The following is an 18,287-nucleotide window of genomic DNA, read 5'->3' as shown; positions in this document are numbered from 1 at the left end:
ATTCGGGAACTGCGAAAGCGGGACTGAATGTTGGCCTGACGCCATGTCGCTTTACGTACTTTTGCGTAAAAGAACCCATTCCCGCACTTAACCTCAACTCCATCTTGCTAGTGAGTGCTAAACACGGTGTCCTGGCGAAGGTCTGGGGACCCGTGCTCTGTCAGGATGGGGGTCGCCTGGTGCTGCAAGTCGGTGGCAACGTCTTTCCCGTCACTCAAACCGGCAACACCTTCACCTGTGGTCAACTCACCGGACAGTTAGCCTTCACACCCACACGCTTTGCCCGCTCATCGAGTCCCAGACCGCTCCAAGCGTCCCCACTCTCGATTCAGGGGCAACCAGTGTCCTGACCTGCGGCAGTTGGCTCCCTTCTTGGACCGGTATCGCGAAGGTAGTGTCTGGGGTTCTGCCCGCTGTCCTGGGACTAGCGCCCATCCTTACCCCCAAAGCTGTACCTCGCTGAGTGTGCATCTAGAGACGGGCGGTTTCATCTCTTCTGTAAGTGTGACAGGAGCGCGGTTTATCGGGCTGCCCTCGCCTTAGCGCAGCAGCGGGGCTTCGTGCCCGTCGTAGAGCTAGTCAGAGTGCTTACAGAACTCGCCATGGCTCCCACTCCCACACACCCCACCCCGACTGACTGTTCAGGGTGCCCTTTACCCACCGACCCTGATGTCTACCCAAGCAGAGACCACAGACACGTTCACGTCCTTACAGACAAACCAGCCCTCACCATTCATTGATCGGGCAATCATAAACTTGCTGGCGCGGATTAGCAGCTTCTCGGATGACCACTTTGATACAGCCTTTGTGATTTTGGACGAGTCAGAGCTGAAAAGTCTGGTCGTTTTGCTGCTCCAGCATTGGACTGACCACCTGGATGGACGACTCTTGGCAGGGTACTTACTGGTGCTCCGGGAAGGTAAGACAAACCCTGGCTCACAACAAGCAGATGACGCACTCTAAATGTTGGAGTTGTACTCGGCAAGCGGGCTTTACCGTGGCTTCAGCAAACACCGGAAACCTTTAAGGTTCAGAGCAGCAAAAGCACGAGGCGATCGCGATCAGGTAAAACCCTATGACTCAGTTTAAGGAACCACTGCCGCAGCTTACCTCACCAGTCACGTCTCTAGACTGGAGTCAAACAAAACTAGTGGCTATAAAAACTGAGTAGCGTAGGCAGTGCTAGCGATACCAGTACCAGGAGCAAACTGAACAGCAAGCCTACGCGGCTTTGTCTGATTCCAGCGGCGAACCAAGCTGCGGCTGACAATCCGTAAAAGTCAGTGAGTCAGGATCGAGAAAATCTGCCAATGCCATTTCCAGCACTAGTTCAATGCTGTAATCAATTTGCTTCGCATGATTTAAGTAGGCATCACGGATGTGATCTGGCAATACGGCCAGCAGCATTAACGCGGCATCACGACTTAAATGCTTTTTATTCGTTTGTTGGAGCGCCTGCATGATCACGTCCTCTAGTTTCTACTAGGATACTGTGCATTATACGGGGGTTTTGTGGCATGGATAAGGATGCCTTCTAGCTCATCTCCTAATTTTAGAACATCTGCCATCATCAGCGGTATAAACGAAATGGCAATGTCCCGATGATCGTAATTGTCTAGCCATGCCCAGGTGCAAGCTTTGTGTCCCCCTCTAAACCGCTCACGCAGCTTTTTGGCTTTGCCCAAATAGAGTAAGCCATGCTCTCGATGCCTGACTGCATACAACCCGGGTGCTAATGGTAGAGAGCGAAACTCACGGGTAATTGATGCACACGATTCAAACGGTAACTCTACAAGTGTTTGCAGTAAAGCATTAGCCTGCTCCTCTAGCTCATTCAAAATCGACCCTCAAGTTCTTCCACCTTTCCCTATAATCAAAGCTAAAACGCGTCGGAGGTTAACGCACGCAGATCTGCCAGTAAGCGCTCTAACTTCTTTTGTTTTTTTGGATCATCCCAAACCTTCGTTTTCTTAACAAGACGAAAAACATCGTCTACCTGATGTTTAAGCGGTAAAGCTTCAGCGATCACAGGCTCTATCTTAAGACTAGCAATGCGTTCTCTGATTTGCGTTAGAGAAAGGTCTTGAATGATTGCCTCTTTCAGTATCTCCTGACGTTGACCTTCGTCTTTAACACGGGCAATGGCTTGAGCCTTCGTATAGGCAATGTGACCATGACGTAAAGCCTCCAAAATCTCTGTGGGTAGATTCAACAATGAGAGCCGATTAGTGACAAAAGACTCCCAGTTTATGCCAACTTGAGCAAAAACTTTTTCGACAGTCTCATTGAACATAACGTTATGTTCAGCGTCACGAGCAGGTCTTCCTTGTGCCTCATTCCGCATTCTGTAAAGCAAGGAGACCACAGACTCTCTGGACTTACCCATCTCTAGCTCTAGAAGTTGTAAAATCCCCTCAGCCTCCTCTACAGGATTTAGATCTTCCCGTTGAAGGTTTTCAATCAGCGCGATTTGCAGCGCTTCCGTATCTGCCAACTCCCGAATTACAACCGGGACTTCTGCCAGCTTTGCACTCTGAGCAGCTCTAAATCGCCGCTCCCCGGCAACCAATTCATACAGTCCGCTAGGCAGAGGACGAACTAACAAAGGTTCTAAAATACCGTGTTCCACGACCGATAATGTCAGCTGTTCCATCTTTTGAGGATCAAAGTAGCGCCTGGGTTGCTGACTTGGTAGCGCGAGCTTCGCTAGAGGAATCGCGGTTGGTAAGGCAGTTGTTCCCGTTGCAGCCGCTTGCTCCGGGTTCCCAAACAGCAAATCTAATCCTTTAATTTGTCTGCCGTAGGGTTCACTTCGCTTAGGGGTCATTTCAGTGCTCTCAAGCCTTTTGAGATTGTTCGGAGTGTTGGAAGAATAGAGTGCCGGGGGCTATAAAGTTCTAGAGGCATCAGCTTCTCTGAGGCATCAGCGAATGCAGTCGAGCGCGGAATCGGAGGGTAGATCTTAGCAAGACTAGCTAATTGCTCTTGAATCGCTCCAAGGGTACGCTCATCTTGAGCATTCCTTTTGTCAAACATGGTTGGAATAAAGCCAGCAATTTGCAGTTTTGGGTTATGCCCAGATGAACGAATCCGTGAGATTGTTCCCAGCAGTTTTTCGGTTCCCACAAAAGCCTTGAACTGCGTTTGGATGGGGACGAGTACGTGAGTTGCCGCCACTAAGCTAATAAAACTAAGCAGACCTAAGCTTGGCGGACAATCAATTAGAACAAAATCATACTGACCTATAAGTGGTTCCAGAGCCCGCTTGAGTCGTATTTCTCGGTTAGGCATTCCTGGTAATTCAAGTTCTGCCGCACTCAAATTCAGGTTCGCTGGAATGAGACTCATTCCATGAATGTTGTCAATGACAGGTGCTGGAGAATCGCCCACAACGGACTCATAGATAGACGACTCTAGCTCTTCAGACTCCAATCCCATAAAGGTTGTAAGCGAAGCTTGTGGGTCCATATCCACAAGAAGGACACGACCATCCTTCTTAAAAGTAGATAAGGAATAACCCAAATTTAGAACCAGAGATGTTTTTCCAACACCCCCAGCTTGATTAAACAGCGCAATGACCTTTCCCATTTACTCCAACGCCATTTACCCTGCCTGAAGCATACCGTACTCATGAATGCTTATTTGCAGATAAAAGGGTACTCCGTTTTCACAAGTAGCTACAGCAGCAAATCAACAGTCTGATGATAAGAGAAGTTGGGGTCACATCGTAGCGAAGCAGAGCACTTGCTAGCAGAGAACCGGATCAGTTGCCCTTTCTCTCTCTTCTACAACTAACAGGTTCAGCATCAAAACGGAGTTAAACATCGAGTGTGGCAACAACACAACGAGCTAGAGATCGCTAGAGAGTCAGAACACCAGCACATCCAAATCTGTCTATAGAGGCTGCCACTTTGCTTGACCACAAGTACACTATTTCAAAGATATTGGAGTTGGAGACTGATGCATCAATTTGTCGACACTTGGGAACACGCTGAAAAAGAGCAGCACACGCGACTGCTCTCGGAGTTGAAACGTGAGCTTGTAGCGAAGCGACGGGCGGAGCAAGCGCAGGCATTGCCTCTCACAGCGCAGCCGCCAATGGAGACCCTGCCAGTGAAACGGCCAGTGATCAAGTGCCAAACACCTAGCTAAAAGCAGGCGTGCAGACTCGACTGAGCACCACCGATCGTTCTGTACAAGACAAGGGCCTGTGCTGGCGTCTAGAGCAGTGACCGCAGTATGGACACAAACAACGATCCCCACACTGACACGGCACCCCTAAGCAAACAGAGCGCGGCGGCAGTAGGTTGGCACCAAACCGGTTGCAAACAGCGGCATTAGAGCGTCAACTCAGGCTGCCTTGAGACCCAAACGCCGTAGAACGTAGGCTGGAATCGCCAGCTTCACCTGTGCCAGCACCTCTGAATCGCCAGCCGCTGTCGCCAGCAGCGCTTGCACGTCCGCTAATGCCTCTGGAGTCAGCCAGTCATCGCCTTGGGGTTCTGGATCACCCACGGGTTTATCTACTCTCTCTAGGCTGGGTGATCCAGCCTCTTCCAAGTCCAGACGCTGCGCTTGCAGGCGGTGACGCCTGGCTTCCCGGCACTCCAGTACCGCGACAAGCTGTCCCCAATGCTCCTGGTCTAAGGTGTAGGTGCGGAGTTTCTCCCCTTCATAGCCCGGTAACGACCGCGACCACCGTCGTGTCAATTTGATGCCTAACTGCGCGAGGAGTTGATGCACTACCTGGGTATCGCTCATCGCCTCGTTAATCGTGAAATGGAGCGCGACTTTAATTTGAGCGGCTAACGCTCTGGCGGCAGCGGCATACGGCTGCAAGTCATAGCAGCACCACTGCCACCCCTCCCGCAGTTTGGCGATTAACTGGTCGATGCCGATCGACACCAGCAACCAGCGTCGGAGGGGCGTGTTGGCAATGTCCCATGGGCAATAGCCTTGCTTCCAGTTGGCTTGTTTTTCGAGTGCTCTGGCGGTACGGTCGAGCGCCACATCAGGGAACAGCAGCGCTTCAAGGGACAGGATTTCACCCCGTCTGCGTCCCTCCTTGTCCCAGAGGCAATCGTCAACCGTCAGCGTTTCCAGGTCGTAGAAGTCCAGTAGGTACCACTTCTGAATGGCGGTATGCTCTTCAGGACTCAGACCTTCCTTTTGCTCCAGTGCCAGCACTTCGGTATAGGTAAGCGTCGCTATAGCGACCAAGGCTTCGGCGTCTAACAGTTGCAGGTCGGCTCTGGTCTGCGCCAGCAATGTCTTCAGTGCCGGATCACTCGCGCGGTCTTCGATTGTCAGCGTGTTACCCTCAAACCGGAGGCGCACCAGGAGCGCTTCTCGTAAGCACCGCATCGAGCGGTTCTGCTCGGCAGCCAACTGGCAGTACAGCCTGATATGCGGATCGGAGCGCCAATCCAGTGCATTGATACCGTCTACGATATCTTCTTTCAAGCTGGACCGGAGGAGTTGTACCGTGGCCGTGGTCTGAGACTGCAAGTGCGATTGCACTTCGAGAGGGTGTACCGAGCGGCTGACTTTAGCAAAGTTAGAGCCTGCTTTGGCACACCAGACTACCCGCTCGACTGGCTCACGGACCCGACTCAAGGCTTGACTCATATCGGCATCCGTGGCGCTCACCCCAGTAAAGATGCCGTAGACCTGAGACACAACGCCCCGACACTCAATCGAAACGCCTGTCGCCACAGACGGCGAACAGAGAATGATATCGTAGTCGCCGCGTGTCAGCACCACGTCCGGCGTTTGCATGAACTCCCGCTCACATTCACCCCCGGTCGTTTCGCTATTTAGCAGCAACACCCGTTGCTCTGAGTACTGTTGGGTGATCAAACGATGCAGCGCTTTGCTGGTGGCTTTGCTGTCGGTGGCGACAAACAAAACTTGACCCGGTGTTTGTTGGGCGATCGCAGTCAGCAGCTCACTCGTAATTGCAGTCCGATCGGGTGCGGCTAAGAAACGGCAGGCGTAAGCCTCTGGCTCAAAGTCGTTCTTGACCAGGAAAACAGGCTGACCATCCCCCCGTAAGGACTGGAGATAGTGCAGCGTGGCATTGTCTAAGTCAGCATCGGCAATGATGACTCGTTTCGCATTTTTCACCAGTGCGCGGAAGCGTGCCAGCAAGGCTGGACGTTTGCCGTCACGGGCACAGGTTGAGCTGGTGAGTAAATGGCGGACGAGCTGCACCGCTTCATCCAGCACTAGGTCGCACCCAACAAAGTGGTCGGGGTCGAGGCTGAGCAAGCCATCCACGCACGAGCCGATCCGCCGCGTGTAGCCCGACTCATGGATATATTGCCCTTTGACTTTATCCAGGTCGCTCCGATAGTGCAGTTCGGTGCGCTTACAGAGGTTATTCGCTAAGGCAATGCGATGGGTGATCAACAGTACCCGTTCCTGTCCCGCTACCAAAGTCGCAATCAACTTGGTTTTCCCAGTACCCTTCGCCGAACAGATAGCGATCAGGCCCTCGGCGGGGAGTTGGGTGACGTCGAGCTTAGACAGATCGCCTATATGCACCTGCAGATTGACCGGATAGGTAAGTTTCTGTTCCAGTCGCTGCCAAATTTGCCATTGGCTCAGGGGTAGCGCGTTAGCGTAGGCAGTCTCCCAGGCGGCAACACCCGACTGCACAATCAGGTCATCCAGCCCTTTCCCTTGTTGATTGCCCCAACTGGCGATCGTCACCACGCAGCCTTGTGCTACCAACAGCCCACCTAAGCGGGACTGTGCGATGTTGACTCGCCGCCGTGTCTTTTCACTGGCATCCGCATCAAAAGCCAAGGTGATGGAGCGACCCGAGAACGTAAACCGAGCCAAGTCGGGAATGAGCGTGGGTGGCATCGGGTTGCCTAGCGGATCTTTGGTGCGATACCCGCCGTGACAGCCGTAGAGTGCCAAGGTCACAAACCCTTGACTGAAGCCAGCCAGCCCCTTTTTGCCGCCTTCGGTGATGATGAGGGGGATTTCTGGGTGTTGCTCCAGCCAGTTCCAGAAAGAGCCGTCTAGGGGGACAGGGATCTTATAGCGATCGGCAATCCGTTGGCGAATGGCAGCAGGGACGGGCGGTAAGTAGGCTCTGGCACCATTGCCGACGGGCGTTTCGTATTTCTGTGCCTTCCCTTTGTCATCCGTGCGTGGGGTGCTGAGTTTGGCTTGCCAGGTGAAATCATCTTCGTGGAGCATTAGGGCCGCGTACAGCGTCTCCCGTGCTTGGTTGCCAAAGCGAGTGAGGTGCCAGTGGAGTGCCTCATGGATCGGGTAGGCAACGTCCCCACCGTCAAAGGTTTCGGTGTCGCTGACCAGTGCGATCGCTGCCTCAAACAGGGCTAGGGCGATTGCACTGCCGTCAATAAATTCGGAGTGAATCGTCTGGCTGAAGGTTCGAAAGGATTGATGGTTAGGAGTTTCTCCAGAGCGCAGGTGATGGCTGCTAACAGTATGAGCAAAACCAAAGGACTGAGACAGTGCCTTCATACAGCACCTTCCAGAGGTTGTAAGGCGCTGCACTGAAGGCTCGAAATTTTTACGGTGGCAGGTTCTGATTGGAGCGCAGCGAGTGCTGGAGCCTGCTCCTGTGATTGCAACAGCGCTGCCTGATCTGGAGCTTGCAACAACTCTAAGAGTGGTGGTTTGATGTGGTCAAATCGCGCTTCGAGTGTGGGCGCTAACATCTGAAATTTCTGAGGTGTGGTCATTTGCGGTTCCTTCCGAAGAGTGTAGGAACCGGGATGAACCCGCTGTCATCAAGTTGAAGCAGAGGGACATAAATGTCTCCTCAAAAATCGCTGAAAACCAGTGTTGGCAGCGATTTTGCTTCATCCTGATGCAATACTGCAAAAAAGCAGCATATACTGTAAATGAATCGGTCGGCAAAACCAAATCATCTTGTTGGGGTTACACCCCGGCTAAAGTTTTTCCAAAACCCTCGTGTCGCAGCTCGTGACAGGGGGTTTTAGCCGTTATTAGGGTTATCTGCTTTAGCTAACCAGGCTTTGATAAACGGTATTAGTTGTTCTTCCTCCATGATGAAAAGGGAAACTCTGTTGCGGACAGACAGAACTTTCTGATCGCCGATCATGGCATACAAATGTTCTGAATGCTTGCCAAGTTTGGTTTTCCCAGTCAGTACCAGCAATTTTACCGCTGGTCTGTTTTTGTCTCTGGACGACTGACCAAACAAGTCTTGTCGATTCTTCCGCAGCCAAAACTCCTGCAAGGCAAAGCGCCGGAACAGGTCTACCTGCCAGGTCTTAAACCCACCGCGCTTACGGCGTAAGCACAACCCCTCCTTCTGCTCATTGAAAAAGATCGTCGATTCCCCGTTGGATCGTAAACCGATCGTAAACACGGCTTTGGGAGGGTTGGGAAACCGCACAAATAGATCAAGAGAGCCGTTATCAGGTACCTCCAAGCGGGGGGTAATAATAATCTCTTGACGCTCAAACGCATCTAAAAGACGGCCCATATTGAGGTAGATCTGGCTGGTCTTTTGAAGCTGAGTGCCTGTAATTCCCAGTAGAGGCAGAGAACCCAGAAGGAGAATCGGATTGGCAAGAGTAAGCCCTGCAAGGAACGAAATACCAGCGCCCCTACAACCGTTGGTCAAGCGCTCTCGTTCTTGTTCCAGTTGTTTCCATGCCTCTCTGTTATGGAGCAAAACAGGCAGATCGGCATAGTTTGAAGATGAATTCTGTAATGCGTACATTGTCTACCTACTTGCTGTAAGCCTGCTTTAATAACTCTTCTTAGGTTGTGAAGCGGCCATAAACATGCCGAATGGCATCTGCGTTGATCTTGTCTGCTAAGTAATCCAACGCTTCTGACAGATTAGAACCGTTTAGAGGCGATTGATCAACTCGCTCCGACAAGAGAAGGGCGTGAATTTCAAGACCTTGAACGGTTGAAATTTGCACAATTTCTGGGACGAATCCCTGTGTTCTGGCAAACTCAAAAACTGTAGCGTGGTCAGCTAACCCCAGGTTAATCGATAGCTGGTGCTCACCTAGACTGGGAATATACTTAACTGTTCTAATTCCCTTTACTAATGTCGCTGTCGCTGTCATTTGGCGTTGTCTCGCTTCTAAACCAACAGATAAATCGGTAGGTGTTGCTATAAGGGGTCTTGGTTGCTTGAGTTACTAGCAAGACCTGTGTTAAGGGGTTATTTACCGCAATCTCCTCACATTTCCGCTCTGCGGCTTTTTGGTCAGTTGCCCTAACTTCAAGTTCCCACTCCTCAAAATGCTCAGGGTCATGCAGCATTGGCGTGATAGCCCTTTACTTGTTTTGCTGCGTTACAGAAGGTTTTTGCTGTTCTGGTTGCCAATCATCCATTTCTCTTTCCAAGAGATAGCCAATGAGATTTGACAGAGACCGTCCTTCGCCCTCTGCTCTTTTGTTCAACTTTTCTGCGAGTTGATCACTGACGCTTGCAAAAACCTTCTTCGCCACTTTTTCCATTCAGCTTTTATCTCCTTTGATAGTAGCTGTAATCTGCTCAATTGAAGCAAACTCCAGTTCATGGTTGCATATATTCTGCTATATGCTACCTTGAGTCTTAAGGAAACGGATCAAAAGATTCCAATTTCGCTCGAAACCGCAGTCTTTCTTTTCAAGGTCAAAACCTATGCAGCACACCGATTTTCAGGGGGGTGAAGCCCCTAGCTTTGCTATGTCCGCAGTACTCCCGGATGATTCCGAAACCACACTTCCGGATGCCGATCAAGACAACAAACGGAACGAAACGGATGACTTCCGTACCTGGAATTGGGGCGAGGCTGCAACCGCTATTGGCATTAACGAAAGCACGTTACGCAAGGTTTGGTGGGAAGACGCTTTAGAACCTGCCTTTCGCCACTGCCCTATATCCTTGCGAGTCGTAGCGCGCACGGTCAAGAAGTCAGGACGCCAGCTGGAAGAGTTCACCGCGTTTGGGCTTCAAGTGCTGCAAGCCTACAAAACCGCCAAAGGCACTAACGATAGAACGGCTGAACGCTTCTTGGCAGAGGCAAAAGCAAGCTATCCGGCTGTGGAGGAGCCCACTCACTCAACATCAGAACAGCAGCCCAAGCAGTCTCTGAAGGTGAGCGTTGAATCTGGTAACCACCAGATCGTATTGGCTGCTCCAGTACTGGCTCAAACTTATACCTTGGAAGGCTTACGCAAAGGCGAATCGCTCCAGTTTGAAGACCCCTTGGCGATCGCCGCACAGTTTCTGGTCATTGCCGATCAGGTGCAAGCAGCGATGGAGTCAGACATTGATCAACGCGAACAAAAACTCGTCGAAACTCGGCAGGCAAAGGATGCGGTTGCGGCGAAAGCACAGGAGTTGAAACTAGAGCAACGCTTCTACAAAGCGCGCGCCCATTTCATTGACACGGCACAGACGCACGAAACCCAGAGCCTGCAAGAGACCTTGAGCACCTTACAAGCCTTGGGAAAGCCCCCAGAGCCGAATCCTTTCACCACTGGCGACTGATTATCCCGGCACTGATCACCCTGCTGACGGTTGTAGCGATCGCCCTGGCGTTCAGTCCCGGTCGCACCGACCAACGGCCCCACCCCAAGACCACCCACACTCCTTAAACCCACCCCCTACTTGCACCGGGTGCCCATGTAACAGGGCCACAGCCTTACCCCTTATGGATACTTTTCTCACTATCCTCTTCCAACGCTGCTCCAACGGCTTCCTGGAGGCTGTTAACGCCGTCTCGTTTAACCTGCTGCAGCAACGGGAACGCATCATCTGGGAGGACACTCACCCGCGTGCCCGGTGGCGTTACTTCACGGTGCGTCGCCACACGTTGCCTGCTCCAGCGGGTACGGCGACGACAGCCACAACGAGGGCTAGACGCCTGCCTACCAGCCGCTTGGTCTTACTGGCGACGCTGTTGGTGCTGCTGGGCTCTTGGTTGAGTCGTGCTTTGGGTCGGGTGGGGTGCCCGACGATTTACCTGCAACCGGTACCGCACCGTCCCGGTGACACCGTGGATTTCTCCCTCCCTTCTGACCACGAAAGCCCCTCCCCGCAATCGGTCAAACCAACCACCACCAGGCCCACACCGGCAAAACCCGGTACTCACCCTTCAACCCACTAAGGCTATGACTACGCCACAAAGCCCCACAGAAGGGCAGTTCTTCACCCTTCAACCCGTCCCACCACCCCAGCCGCAAGCCAAGACCCACTGGGGTTTGCCGTTGGCACTAGGACTGCTGACAATCCCACTGCTCATGTTCGGTTTTGGTTTTGCACAACAGCAGCAACCGACGCCCAAGCCTGCAGCTACAGCTTCAATGGAGCCGTCACCGACACCAGACGCAACACCACAGCAGACCGCTATGACTGTGCAAACCACTGCGACAGAGCCTTTTGAGTCTACGGAGGCAGCACTCTCGTTTACACCTCAACGCGACGGTGCGACGTTACCGATTGCGCGTGTGCACTGTCCTGGCAGAGCGGCTAACTTTCGAGCGGCACCGAGCCTGCACAGCCAGATTAACGGCATCCTACAAAACGGTGATTTAGTCGAACTAACCACTGAGCGACGAGTGCTCCAGGACGGTGTTATCTGGGTGCCCGTGCGCTTTCGCGGTCAAGCCGGTTGGCTTGCGAACAACTTTATTGGCGGTCAAACCCATGCTCAACCCTAAGCTTTTACCACCACCAACGCAGACTGAGCCCTCGAAACTGGCTGTGTGGGCGGATCAGAGCGGTGCCCCGTACCTGGTCAAATATCAACCAGACGGCAGTACGACTTTCACGCCACTGGAAACGGCACTGGCTCAGGCGCAACGACAAAGCACTACCCCGACAGAGCGCGTGACGACTGACCGTGACCCGCTAAACGTCTTCCTGCTGGGCCTTGTGGTGGTGCTGGGGTTCGTACTGGGTGGCTACTGCCTTGGCTTTCTGGCGGGGGCAGCGGGTCAGCGTGTCGTTGTCGTCCCCCGTTCACCTGTCTGCGACATCCATCGCAGCAGTTTTCTGTTCTGGTCTTCTGAAAATAAGGAGTGCAACTAATGTCCGCACCAAGAGCCAAAGGCTACAACAGCAGCCCCAAGGGCATCCAGTCCCACATTCTGCCCCATGCCGGTGCCTTAACGGAACGCGCGACCCGCTACTTCGGCATCGACCTGGCGCGCTTGCCTCAAATGGGTGACAACGAACTCGCTCTGTTCGCCGATCGCGCCACTGCCATGACTCGCCTGAAGGAGATTCTGCCGATTTTAGAGAAGCACTTCACCACGCTCATTGAAGGGCAAGTCGAGTACGAACAGTTTGTCCAACGGGTCTTAAAGCAAGTCGAAAAAGGCTCCAAACAGATTGATAAGAGCTTGCTCGATGCATGGCTGCTCTCCAAAGGCTACGACAAGCACCTGCAACTGCTAAACCAGAAAGCAGGGCATGGGATGCAGAAGCTAGAGGCGGAATACCGCTCTGAATACGACTTGAATCGTCTCGACTTCCAAAGCGCGATCAAACTCATCCACCTGCGGCATCAGAACCGTGCCAAAGCGATCGGCGAGAAAGTCCCTCAGGCGCAGCGTCAGATGCAGGTGCAGGAGGGCTTGCGGCGGCAGGCCGAAACCCGCAAAGAACTGCTGACCTATGGCACCGCTGGCAAGCCTGGGAAAGGCTTCTGGCATGGTGTCAAAGACTTCTTTCGGGTGTGAGGTAAACCATGTTTGACCCCTACGATTCACCCCTGCTGCTCCCACCATCCGATGGCTACTACGAACCAGAAGCAGCACCCGAACCGGATCGCATCGATTATGCCCTGGAAGGCGTCAGCCGCTTTATGGGACTGTTTGCGCTAGGCATCACTGTCACCTTGATCGCTCGCTGGATAACGGCGCTGCTGCCCTTTTACTGGCTTGGGGCGATCGCCTGCATCCTTTCCCTGGCATTACCTGCTTACCTTTCGCGCAGTGCCCGTTTGTTAGCCATCGCGATCGCTCTCGCCGTCGCCCTCTTCACAGGCTGGTTTGACCAGCTCGCCCACACCAGTCAACAGGTGCAACAGCAAGTGCAGCAACAGGTGCAGGAGGTTTTACGGTGAAAGACCTCTATCTGCCTCAGATTGTCGGGCTACTGGCGGCTGGCATGACCAGCACGGCTCTCGCCGTCAGTGGCTACCTGCATCAACCAGAGACGTTTCGTTTTCTGGGTACTCAACTGACTTACCAGGCGGCTTATCGCAAGATTCCGCTGTCGCTGATGGGGACTGGGCTGTGCGTGTCCGCTTGGCTGCTCACCCAGACGCGACGCGATTACCGTCGCCAGTATGAAGAGTGGGAGCGCCAAACGCTCCTGAAGCAAGGGCAGCTGCAGGCGATCGCCCATCACGCGGAACTGGAGGGCTATCAACAGGTGGCTCAATTACAGGCGGCCGAACGACTCTACCCCCAGATGGCTCCCTATCTGTCAGAGGTCCAAGACGCCGACTATCAGGACGTGACAGCGCCATCACAGCCGCAGGCTATCCCGCAGCCTGTGGCATCAACCGCTGCGCCTGGGCAACCAGGTGTGCCTGTCACTCCCGCGTCTGATCCAACGGCTGACCCGACGGCTTACCTGCAAAACTTCCTGGAATATCCAGGGCTACTGTTTGGCGGCATGGGTGCCGGGAAGAGTTGGACGGCACGTTACCTGGTGATGCAGAAAGTCCGTGCGGGGCACCAAGTCGTCGTGCTAGACCCTCATGCTGCTAACCACGAATGGCAAGGCATCCGGCATATCGGTGCCGGGATGGATTACCGGGCGATCGCGGAGTTCTTGCGGTGGTATCTCGACGAAATCGAGCGTCGGTATCAGGAGTTCAATCGCTCTGGCTTAACCGAGGAAGACTGGCAGGAGTCGTTACGGCAGCAGCAGCGCATTACCAGCGTGGTGTCGGAAGAAATGACCAACTGGGCCGATCGCCTGCCGGGTGACATCGGTAGTAAGTTCTTCAAGTCCGCGATGAGTGACAGTCGCAAAGTGCTGATGCCACCGTTGTTTGTCGCGCACGATCGCACCTTGTCAGCCTTGGGTGACGCGAAAGGCATTGCCCGGTTACGGGATGCCGCCCTGCTCGAATTGGAGCTGATTCCGACCATCCACCCCACCACTCGTAAGCCGGTCTCCAGTGGGAAGGGCAAGTTGAAACTGCCGGGTCACGCTGAATGGCTGGCAGTGGAACTGCCCCAGATTGAACGCAAGCTCACAGATTTCACGCAGTGGACCCAGCCACAAACGCAACCTGTGCCACCAACGTCACCCAAAACGCCAACAGTACAGCGAAACCAAGTGCCTGATTTTCGCACTCAAGTAGTGGGTTTCTTGCAGGATTGCTGGCACGCAGAAACACCGGCAGACGAGTCAACTTCTACCCGCAGCCGCCTCGATGCTTTACCGGCTAGCGACCTGAAAGACTTAGCACTCTACCTGCGTAAAAAGAAGGAGCTTGCTGTCAGAACAGTCAAGCAAAACTGGGGTCAAAGCAAGTCCTTGAACTCTGAGCAAGTGGACGAGCTTTTGTTGGAGCTCATGAAGCTCAACCTGATTGAAACTTACTCACCCGTCACTTCACGCGCGGAGTGGGTGCGGTGGGTGGAAACCTAGGCGCAGTAGGCTTCCCTACACCCCAAAAGTGAAAGGCGTCACTTTGCACGTCAGTTAAACAACACTGCACCCGTCATTCACCCGTCACGTTACCCGTCACTTTTGTAGAGGCTTTCGCTAACACTATGTTTCAGCCATCCAATCCTGTGATCGTGCAAATTCGTCGAGAGTTGAGAGGCAAGCTACCAGACGAATGGCTGGAGGAAGTAGTCTCCATTCTGGAGTACCAATTGAGCTACCAAACGGTTGACGAACTGCCTACCAATGATTTGTTGAAACTAAGGCTTGGAGCTGGGTTTAGTGCGACCTTAAAGACCGCGCTGACGCAGACAGTGAACCCCACAGTGCAAGCAGAGACTCTGCCACCCGCTACTCAGGTTCGGTTACGGCTGCCTTGGCAGTAAAATCGGCTTGCACTTCTCATACACCTCAACCTCGTACTCACTGTCGGGTTTTTTTTTGCGTTTGGTTAGCCTGCAAGTCAAGCCACAGCCACAAACTTTAAGGGCAAAACGTTTGTCCCCAGGTTGGGCGCTTTCCCGTTCTTGTGGGTTCAAGACATTCAAATGTCTTTACCTGTCCGTCAGGTAGCAAACCTAGAAAGACCAGATTGTCTGAGCGGTCAACAGCAAAGGTCACCATACTCACGGTGTCACAAGCATGAATAACGTCAGTTGCAAGTGCTGTCATAAACTTAGGCGAATTTATGATTGTGAGTGCTGCTGTTCCCTGAAATGCAAAAGTGTAGCCGGTTGGTCGAGTTCGGGGGTAATCTGCATAACTTTGGGTGACATCATTGCTAGTTACCCCGACTTTGAGCTGCCGTCCTGACTCAAGGCGCTTTTGAGCATTGGCTAGAGCAGCCTTACAACTGGGAGTTACGGGTGGAGAGACCATCTCTTGTGCCTGTACTTGAATCGTCAGTCCCAGCAAAGCCGTGAGAGAGAGGAAGCCAGCAGTCAGTTGACGCATAAGTGAGGTCTGAAGGGTGCTTGAAGTTAGCTCTAGCTTTCCCAACTCGCGGTCTGATTCACTGAAGGCTTCAGTCCCTCTATGGAGACGGCTGTGGCTCAGAGCGATCGCAACGTCGCGGGACTAGGGAGAATAAATTGCAAAGCTTCGCAAAAACTTTCTTGCTCCAGCAGCGCGAGACTAACCTCTGCAAAGTGCTTTGGTACATTTGTCCTATTCATTGTTTCAAGGTAGAGTGAGCACGGCTAATGGGTTGTATACCCCCGCGTATGGGAGCCTTCAATCCGGTTGAGGGCTTCTTTCTCTTTGGGTCGATCGTGGGGTTTGAGGCTCTGTGGCACCTTTCTACCTTCTGGCGGCTCAACCCCTTGGTGCATGATCTATAGCGGCTGGCGGTTGTGGTCTGCCTGCTTGTTCTGCTTGAGTGCTTCTGTGCATGACCATGTCCAATAAAACCGCAATCTGCTTGGCATCCTGAAACAGCCGTGCTTTTTCGTGAGGTATCAAGTATCGCCCTAAGCCCTGGCTCAGCATCACCTCGAACTCGCCTGAAAGCAGAATATTGCCATCCATTATCGTCTTGCTGAGGCTCCAATGTCTGTAACGTAACAGTGTGGCGCAGCACGCGTGGACCAGTGGTTTGAGTTGCTCGTCTAAGTCTTCGTACATGTCGGCAGCAATCACCTCATTCAAAACGAAGTCAATGCCAGCACCGTGTAACTCAAAGCGGAACAAAAAAAGAGACACGTCATTGCCAGCGAGATTTTGCCTTTGCTTGCCTTGCTTCACTGCCGTCAGACCCTATTGTGCCGTATAGACAAGACTCCATTGCAGTGGAAGACCACAACCAGGAGGAGAGCAGCAACCATGACTAACCCACCACCCAACCAGCAAGCAACCCAATCCCTAACCATACAGTCAGCAGGACTTTCAGCGCTTCAGCCCTGCTTTAGGGTAAAGTCACTACGACTCTGACGGTATTGTAGCCACTCAGACGTACCCTAAATGATCAGGCAAGACCACTCACAAGCTCAGCCCCTTACCCAGGGGACGTGCAAGCAGTGGGACTCAGGTTAGGGTAACGGTGCTTCATGCTCTGACGGTGTTGCAGGCGCTTGGCGTACCCTAAGAGCAGGCTTGTCCACAGCCCACCCCCAAGCCCCAACCCACAACCAGAGTGCGATCGTCAGCTTAGGGTAAGGGTGATGCCTATTGATCTAGCCTTCCAGCGCGATCGCCGTACCCTAACAGAGCACCCCACAAGCCCAAACCACATAACCAGAGGGGTATGAAGCCCCAGTTTAGGGTAAAAGTAGCGCCCACATGGACAGCCTTCTAGCCACTCAGACGTACCCTAAACGACCAGCCACACCAAGCAAGCAGCGAGAGGATCGGGCAGTTTAGGGTCACAGTGCAGACGTGCTGCTGCTGTTGCAACTATTCCCCGTACCCTAAAGTGCAACTCACCCACAGAGCAGCCTTCTCTTAGAGGACTAGTGGCATGTGCAGCCCTTCCTCTGACAGCTTAGGGTCACAGTGCTGACCGCTGCGTGAGTGTTACAGCCCACAGACAGACCCTCAACTCAAACCCACAACCAGAGTGCGATCGTCAGCTTAGGGTAAAGTGCTGACCGCTACGTGAGCCTTGCAGAGCCATCCCATACCCTAGAGCCCAATACACTTGTCACCCACCCATCCCTTGACAGCCGGGCACAGCACCCAGCCATACGCCCTATCGCTCCAGCACTAAGGAAGACCAACCCCCCAGCCCCCTCGCCCTGGCACGGCTACCCTATCACCATTCTGGAAGATCAACTGAGCTATCAAACGGTTGATGAGTTGGCGACAAATGACTTGTTGAAGCTCAGTCTCGCAACCGGTTTGAGCCCGACCTTAAAGACAGCCCTGACGCAGACAGTGAACCCCACGTTGCCGTCAGCAGACACACTGCCCGAAACACAAACTCGGTTGCGCTTGCCTTGGCAGTGAAGTATGGTAGTCAGCTCCGTTTTAGGATTGAGTCGAGTTACGTACGCAATAGTGCTACAGGACTGTAAGGCTTAAAAGCTTGTGGCCTGAGCTATCTCAATTAGTTCAAAGCCGCGCGAGCCAGCGCTTCAGTCCTGGTTGAAAGAGCTTTTTAAGCTTTCGTGGCACTGTTCTGCACTGACCGCAGCCCCCCCCAATCGGGATAAAAAGGCTAAGTTTCTGAAACTAGAGAATTTGTCGATGTAGGGTGGGAAAGACTTTAGCCTTTCCTTGAGTAAGCCATACTATGTCTGACCAGCCCCAGCACCCCATTGGTCTCGCCGAGTTAATTCAACAGGTCAAGCAAGAACTTCTTGCCACTGTCCCTGGCAAAACGAAAGAGGCTCCCATTCTCCTTGTGAGCTCGGTAGAAGTCGAGGTTCAGGTGACGGTCAAGCGAGAGGGTAAAGCGGGTATCAAAATCGATGTTGTGGCTGTGGGCGGCGGCGAGTTAGGCGGTGGACTCAGTCGCGACGAGGTGCATAAGGTCAAAATCACCTTGTCCCCACTGTTTGATCGAGAACGCTTGCTAGAGTTTTACCAGACGTTGCAAGCGGATCAGGTGCCTGCGGCTGTGAAGCAAAGTATGGAAGCCCTCTTCAAAGGTGAAGACGGTAATCCGGCAGACCAGTTTTGAAGCGTTCAGTAGGTTGAG

26 protein-coding genes are annotated in these 18,287 nt (G+C 53.1%); 13 read left to right on the top strand and 13 right to left on the bottom strand.

The annotated features are described in order from the left end of the window. Window positions 1-350 (top strand): hypothetical protein (locus C7B82_RS03520; protein ID WP_219903978.1); only part of this gene is annotated, 350 nt, incomplete at its 5' end. A 319-nt stretch (window positions 351-669) separates the two neighbouring features. Next, the gene (locus C7B82_RS03515) at window positions 670-963 is read left to right on the top strand and encodes a hypothetical protein (RefSeq protein ID WP_106254929.1); all 294 of its coding nucleotides are present in this window, start codon (window positions 670-672) and stop codon (window positions 961-963) included. Window positions 964-1,221: 258 nt separating this feature from the next. On the opposite strand, the gene C7B82_RS03510 is transcribed toward C7B82_RS03515, so the two are convergent. Genes C7B82_RS03510 through C7B82_RS03495 form a run of 4 tightly spaced genes read right to left on the bottom strand, consistent with a single transcriptional unit; the run spans window position 1,222 to window position 3,588 of the window. Next, on the bottom strand, window positions 1,222-1,461 hold the full coding sequence (locus tag C7B82_RS03510) for a hypothetical protein (protein WP_106254928.1): 240 nt from the start codon (window positions 1,459-1,461) through the stop codon (window positions 1,222-1,224). 11 nt (window positions 1,462-1,472) lie between these two features. Beyond that, complete coding sequence (locus C7B82_RS03505) at window positions 1,473-1,838, bottom strand: GIY-YIG nuclease family protein (RefSeq protein ID WP_245939713.1); 366 nt, start codon at window positions 1,836-1,838, stop codon at window positions 1,473-1,475. A gap of 41 nt (window positions 1,839-1,879) precedes the next feature. Then, a complete protein-coding gene (locus C7B82_RS03500) occupies window positions 1,880-2,827 on the bottom strand; it encodes a ParB/RepB/Spo0J family partition protein (protein ID WP_106254926.1) in 948 nt (315 codons plus the stop codon). Further along, window positions 2,824-3,588 (bottom strand): ParA family protein, encoded by a 765-nt coding sequence (locus C7B82_RS03495; protein ID WP_106254925.1) that lies wholly within the window; start codon window positions 3,586-3,588, stop codon window positions 2,824-2,826. Before C7B82_RS03495 ends, C7B82_RS03500 begins: the two co-directional genes overlap by 4 nt. A gap of 372 nt (window positions 3,589-3,960) precedes the next feature. Here C7B82_RS03495 and C7B82_RS03490 point away from each other — a divergent pair, with 372 nt between their 5' ends. Continuing rightward, the gene (locus C7B82_RS03490; RefSeq protein WP_106254924.1) at window positions 3,961-4,152 is read left to right on the top strand and encodes a hypothetical protein; all 192 of its coding nucleotides are present in this window, start codon (window positions 3,961-3,963) and stop codon (window positions 4,150-4,152) included. A 198-nt stretch (window positions 4,153-4,350) separates the two neighbouring features. Here C7B82_RS03490 and C7B82_RS03485 read toward each other — a convergent pair whose 3' ends face one another. From C7B82_RS03485 to C7B82_RS03465, 5 genes are all read right to left on the bottom strand, one after another. Further along, window positions 4,351-7,503, bottom strand: coding sequence for a plasmid replication protein, CyRepA1 family (locus C7B82_RS03485; protein ID WP_106254923.1), 3,153 nt, complete (start codon window positions 7,501-7,503; stop codon window positions 4,351-4,353). Next, window positions 7,500-7,724: a hypothetical protein gene (locus tag C7B82_RS03480; protein WP_106254922.1), complete on the bottom strand. Its 225-nt coding sequence runs from the start codon at window positions 7,722-7,724 to the stop codon at window positions 7,500-7,502. The genes C7B82_RS03485 and C7B82_RS03480 overlap by 4 nt, the downstream gene beginning before the upstream one ends. A 257-nt stretch (window positions 7,725-7,981) precedes the next feature. Further along, window positions 7,982-8,734, bottom strand: a complete 753-nt coding sequence (locus tag C7B82_RS03475; protein ID WP_106254921.1) for a hypothetical protein — start codon at window positions 8,732-8,734, stop codon at window positions 7,982-7,984. 40 nt (window positions 8,735-8,774) lie between these two features. Continuing rightward, on the bottom strand, window positions 8,775-9,092 hold the full coding sequence (locus C7B82_RS03470; protein ID WP_106254920.1) for a hypothetical protein: 318 nt from the start codon (window positions 9,090-9,092) through the stop codon (window positions 8,775-8,777). Window positions 9,093-9,306: 214 nt separating this feature from the next. Next, window positions 9,307-9,489, bottom strand: coding sequence for a ribbon-helix-helix domain-containing protein (locus tag C7B82_RS03465; protein ID WP_106254919.1), 183 nt, complete (start codon window positions 9,487-9,489; stop codon window positions 9,307-9,309). A 166-nt stretch (window positions 9,490-9,655) separates the two neighbouring features. Here C7B82_RS03465 and C7B82_RS03460 point away from each other — a divergent pair, with 166 nt between their 5' ends. From C7B82_RS03460 to C7B82_RS03425, 8 genes are all read left to right on the top strand, one after another. Continuing rightward, window positions 9,656-10,507 carry a hypothetical protein gene (locus C7B82_RS03460; protein WP_106254918.1) on the top strand — a complete coding sequence of 284 codons (852 nt, stop codon included), beginning with the start codon at window positions 9,656-9,658 and terminating at the stop codon, window positions 10,505-10,507. 163 nt (window positions 10,508-10,670) lie between these two features. Further along, on the top strand, window positions 10,671-11,126 hold the full coding sequence (locus C7B82_RS03455) for a hypothetical protein (RefSeq protein WP_106254917.1): 456 nt from the start codon (window positions 10,671-10,673) through the stop codon (window positions 11,124-11,126). Window positions 11,127-11,130: 4 nt separating this feature from the next. After that, window positions 11,131-11,679: an SH3 domain-containing protein gene (locus C7B82_RS03450; RefSeq protein WP_106254916.1), complete on the top strand. Its 549-nt coding sequence runs from the start codon at window positions 11,131-11,133 to the stop codon at window positions 11,677-11,679. Beyond that, window positions 11,666-12,049: a hypothetical protein gene (locus C7B82_RS03445; protein WP_106254915.1), complete on the top strand. Its 384-nt coding sequence runs from the start codon at window positions 11,666-11,668 to the stop codon at window positions 12,047-12,049. Before C7B82_RS03450 ends, C7B82_RS03445 begins: the two co-directional genes overlap by 14 nt. Beyond that, a complete protein-coding gene (locus C7B82_RS03440) occupies window positions 12,049-12,702 on the top strand; it encodes a hypothetical protein (protein ID WP_106254914.1) in 654 nt (217 codons plus the stop codon). Before C7B82_RS03445 ends, C7B82_RS03440 begins: the two co-directional genes overlap by 1 nt. Window positions 12,703-12,710: 8 nt before the next feature. Next, a complete protein-coding gene (locus tag C7B82_RS03435) occupies window positions 12,711-13,088 on the top strand; it encodes a hypothetical protein (RefSeq protein WP_106254913.1) in 378 nt (125 codons plus the stop codon). After that, window positions 13,085-14,632 (top strand): hypothetical protein, encoded by a 1,548-nt coding sequence (locus C7B82_RS03430; protein WP_106254912.1) that lies wholly within the window; start codon window positions 13,085-13,087, stop codon window positions 14,630-14,632. The genes C7B82_RS03435 and C7B82_RS03430 overlap by 4 nt, the downstream gene beginning before the upstream one ends. Window positions 14,633-14,757: 125 nt before the next feature. Further along, window positions 14,758-15,036 carry a hypothetical protein gene (locus C7B82_RS03425; RefSeq protein WP_106254911.1) on the top strand — a complete coding sequence of 93 codons (279 nt, stop codon included), beginning with the start codon at window positions 14,758-14,760 and terminating at the stop codon, window positions 15,034-15,036. 97 nt (window positions 15,037-15,133) lie between these two features. Here C7B82_RS03425 and C7B82_RS03420 read toward each other — a convergent pair whose 3' ends face one another. The 4 genes from C7B82_RS03420 to C7B82_RS03415 all read right to left on the bottom strand — a co-directional run bounded on the left by C7B82_RS03420 (window position 15,134) and on the right by C7B82_RS03415 (window position 16,351). Next, on the bottom strand, window positions 15,134-15,604 hold the full coding sequence (locus C7B82_RS03420; RefSeq protein ID WP_106254910.1) for a hypothetical protein: 471 nt from the start codon (window positions 15,602-15,604) through the stop codon (window positions 15,134-15,136). A gap of 98 nt (window positions 15,605-15,702) precedes the next feature. Further along, window positions 15,703-15,825: a hypothetical protein gene (locus C7B82_RS34145; RefSeq protein ID WP_281258920.1), complete on the bottom strand. Its 123-nt coding sequence runs from the start codon at window positions 15,823-15,825 to the stop codon at window positions 15,703-15,705. Window positions 15,826-15,849: 24 nt separating this feature from the next. Continuing rightward, window positions 15,850-15,981 (bottom strand): hypothetical protein, encoded by a 132-nt coding sequence (locus C7B82_RS34140; protein ID WP_281258919.1) that lies wholly within the window; start codon window positions 15,979-15,981, stop codon window positions 15,850-15,852. Then, the gene (locus C7B82_RS03415) at window positions 15,965-16,351 is read right to left on the bottom strand and encodes a hypothetical protein (RefSeq protein WP_181357332.1); all 387 of its coding nucleotides are present in this window, start codon (window positions 16,349-16,351) and stop codon (window positions 15,965-15,967) included. Before C7B82_RS03415 ends, C7B82_RS34140 begins: the two co-directional genes overlap by 17 nt. An 891-nt stretch (window positions 16,352-17,242) precedes the next feature. Between C7B82_RS03415 and C7B82_RS03410 the strand changes: the two genes are divergently transcribed. Then, window positions 17,243-17,593 (top strand): hypothetical protein, encoded by a 351-nt coding sequence (locus C7B82_RS03410; protein WP_106254909.1) that lies wholly within the window; start codon window positions 17,243-17,245, stop codon window positions 17,591-17,593. Window positions 17,594-17,879: 286 nt separating this feature from the next. Then, entirely contained in the window at window positions 17,880-18,269 is a 390-nt protein-coding gene (locus C7B82_RS03405; RefSeq protein WP_106254908.1) for a trypco2 family protein, read from the top strand. Window positions 18,270-18,287 lie beyond the last annotated feature (18 nt).

Source organism: Stenomitos frigidus ULC18 (genome assembly GCF_003003795.1).
Lineage (GTDB): Bacteria > Cyanobacteriota > Cyanobacteriia > Leptolyngbyales > Leptolyngbyaceae > Stenomitos > Stenomitos frigidus_A.
The sequence above is the reverse complement of the archived record's forward strand: the minus strand, read 5'-3'. Positions and strand labels throughout refer to the sequence as shown.

Coding starts and splice junctions, on each gene's coding strand:
- C7B82_RS03515 (WP_106254929.1), top strand. CDS start 670: ATGTCTACCCAAGCAGAGACCACAGACACGTTCACGTCCTTACAGACA.
- C7B82_RS03510 (WP_106254928.1), bottom strand. CDS start 1,461: ATGCAGGCGCTCCAACAAACGAATAAAAAGCATTTAAGTCGTGATGCC.
- C7B82_RS03500 (WP_106254926.1), bottom strand. CDS start 2,827: ATGACCCCTAAGCGAAGTGAACCCTACGGCAGACAAATTAAAGGATTA.
- C7B82_RS03495 (WP_106254925.1), bottom strand. CDS start 3,588: ATGGGAAAGGTCATTGCGCTGTTTAATCAAGCTGGGGGTGTTGGAAAA.
- C7B82_RS03490 (WP_106254924.1), top strand. CDS start 3,961: ATGCATCAATTTGTCGACACTTGGGAACACGCTGAAAAAGAGCAGCAC.
- C7B82_RS03485 (WP_106254923.1), bottom strand. CDS start 7,503: ATGAAGGCACTGTCTCAGTCCTTTGGTTTTGCTCATACTGTTAGCAGC.
- C7B82_RS03480 (WP_106254922.1), bottom strand. CDS start 7,724: ATGACCACACCTCAGAAATTTCAGATGTTAGCGCCCACACTCGAAGCG.
- C7B82_RS03475 (WP_106254921.1), bottom strand. CDS start 8,734: ATGTACGCATTACAGAATTCATCTTCAAACTATGCCGATCTGCCTGTT.
- C7B82_RS03470 (WP_106254920.1), bottom strand. CDS start 9,092: ATGACAGCGACAGCGACATTAGTAAAGGGAATTAGAACAGTTAAGTAT.
- C7B82_RS03465 (WP_106254919.1), bottom strand. CDS start 9,489: ATGGAAAAAGTGGCGAAGAAGGTTTTTGCAAGCGTCAGTGATCAACTC.
- C7B82_RS03460 (WP_106254918.1), top strand. CDS start 9,656: ATGCAGCACACCGATTTTCAGGGGGGTGAAGCCCCTAGCTTTGCTATG.
- C7B82_RS03455 (WP_106254917.1), top strand. CDS start 10,671: ATGGATACTTTTCTCACTATCCTCTTCCAACGCTGCTCCAACGGCTTC.
- C7B82_RS03450 (WP_106254916.1), top strand. CDS start 11,131: ATGACTACGCCACAAAGCCCCACAGAAGGGCAGTTCTTCACCCTTCAA.
- C7B82_RS03445 (WP_106254915.1), top strand. CDS start 11,666: ATGCTCAACCCTAAGCTTTTACCACCACCAACGCAGACTGAGCCCTCG.
- C7B82_RS03440 (WP_106254914.1), top strand. CDS start 12,049: ATGTCCGCACCAAGAGCCAAAGGCTACAACAGCAGCCCCAAGGGCATC.
- C7B82_RS03435 (WP_106254913.1), top strand. CDS start 12,711: ATGTTTGACCCCTACGATTCACCCCTGCTGCTCCCACCATCCGATGGC.
- C7B82_RS03425 (WP_106254911.1), top strand. CDS start 14,758: ATGTTTCAGCCATCCAATCCTGTGATCGTGCAAATTCGTCGAGAGTTG.
- C7B82_RS03420 (WP_106254910.1), bottom strand. CDS start 15,604: ATGCGTCAACTGACTGCTGGCTTCCTCTCTCTCACGGCTTTGCTGGGA.
- C7B82_RS34145 (WP_281258920.1), bottom strand. CDS start 15,825: ATGAATAGGACAAATGTACCAAAGCACTTTGCAGAGGTTAGTCTCGCG.
- C7B82_RS34140 (WP_281258919.1), bottom strand. CDS start 15,981: ATGCACCAAGGGGTTGAGCCGCCAGAAGGTAGAAAGGTGCCACAGAGC.
- C7B82_RS03405 (WP_106254908.1), top strand. CDS start 17,880: ATGTCTGACCAGCCCCAGCACCCCATTGGTCTCGCCGAGTTAATTCAA.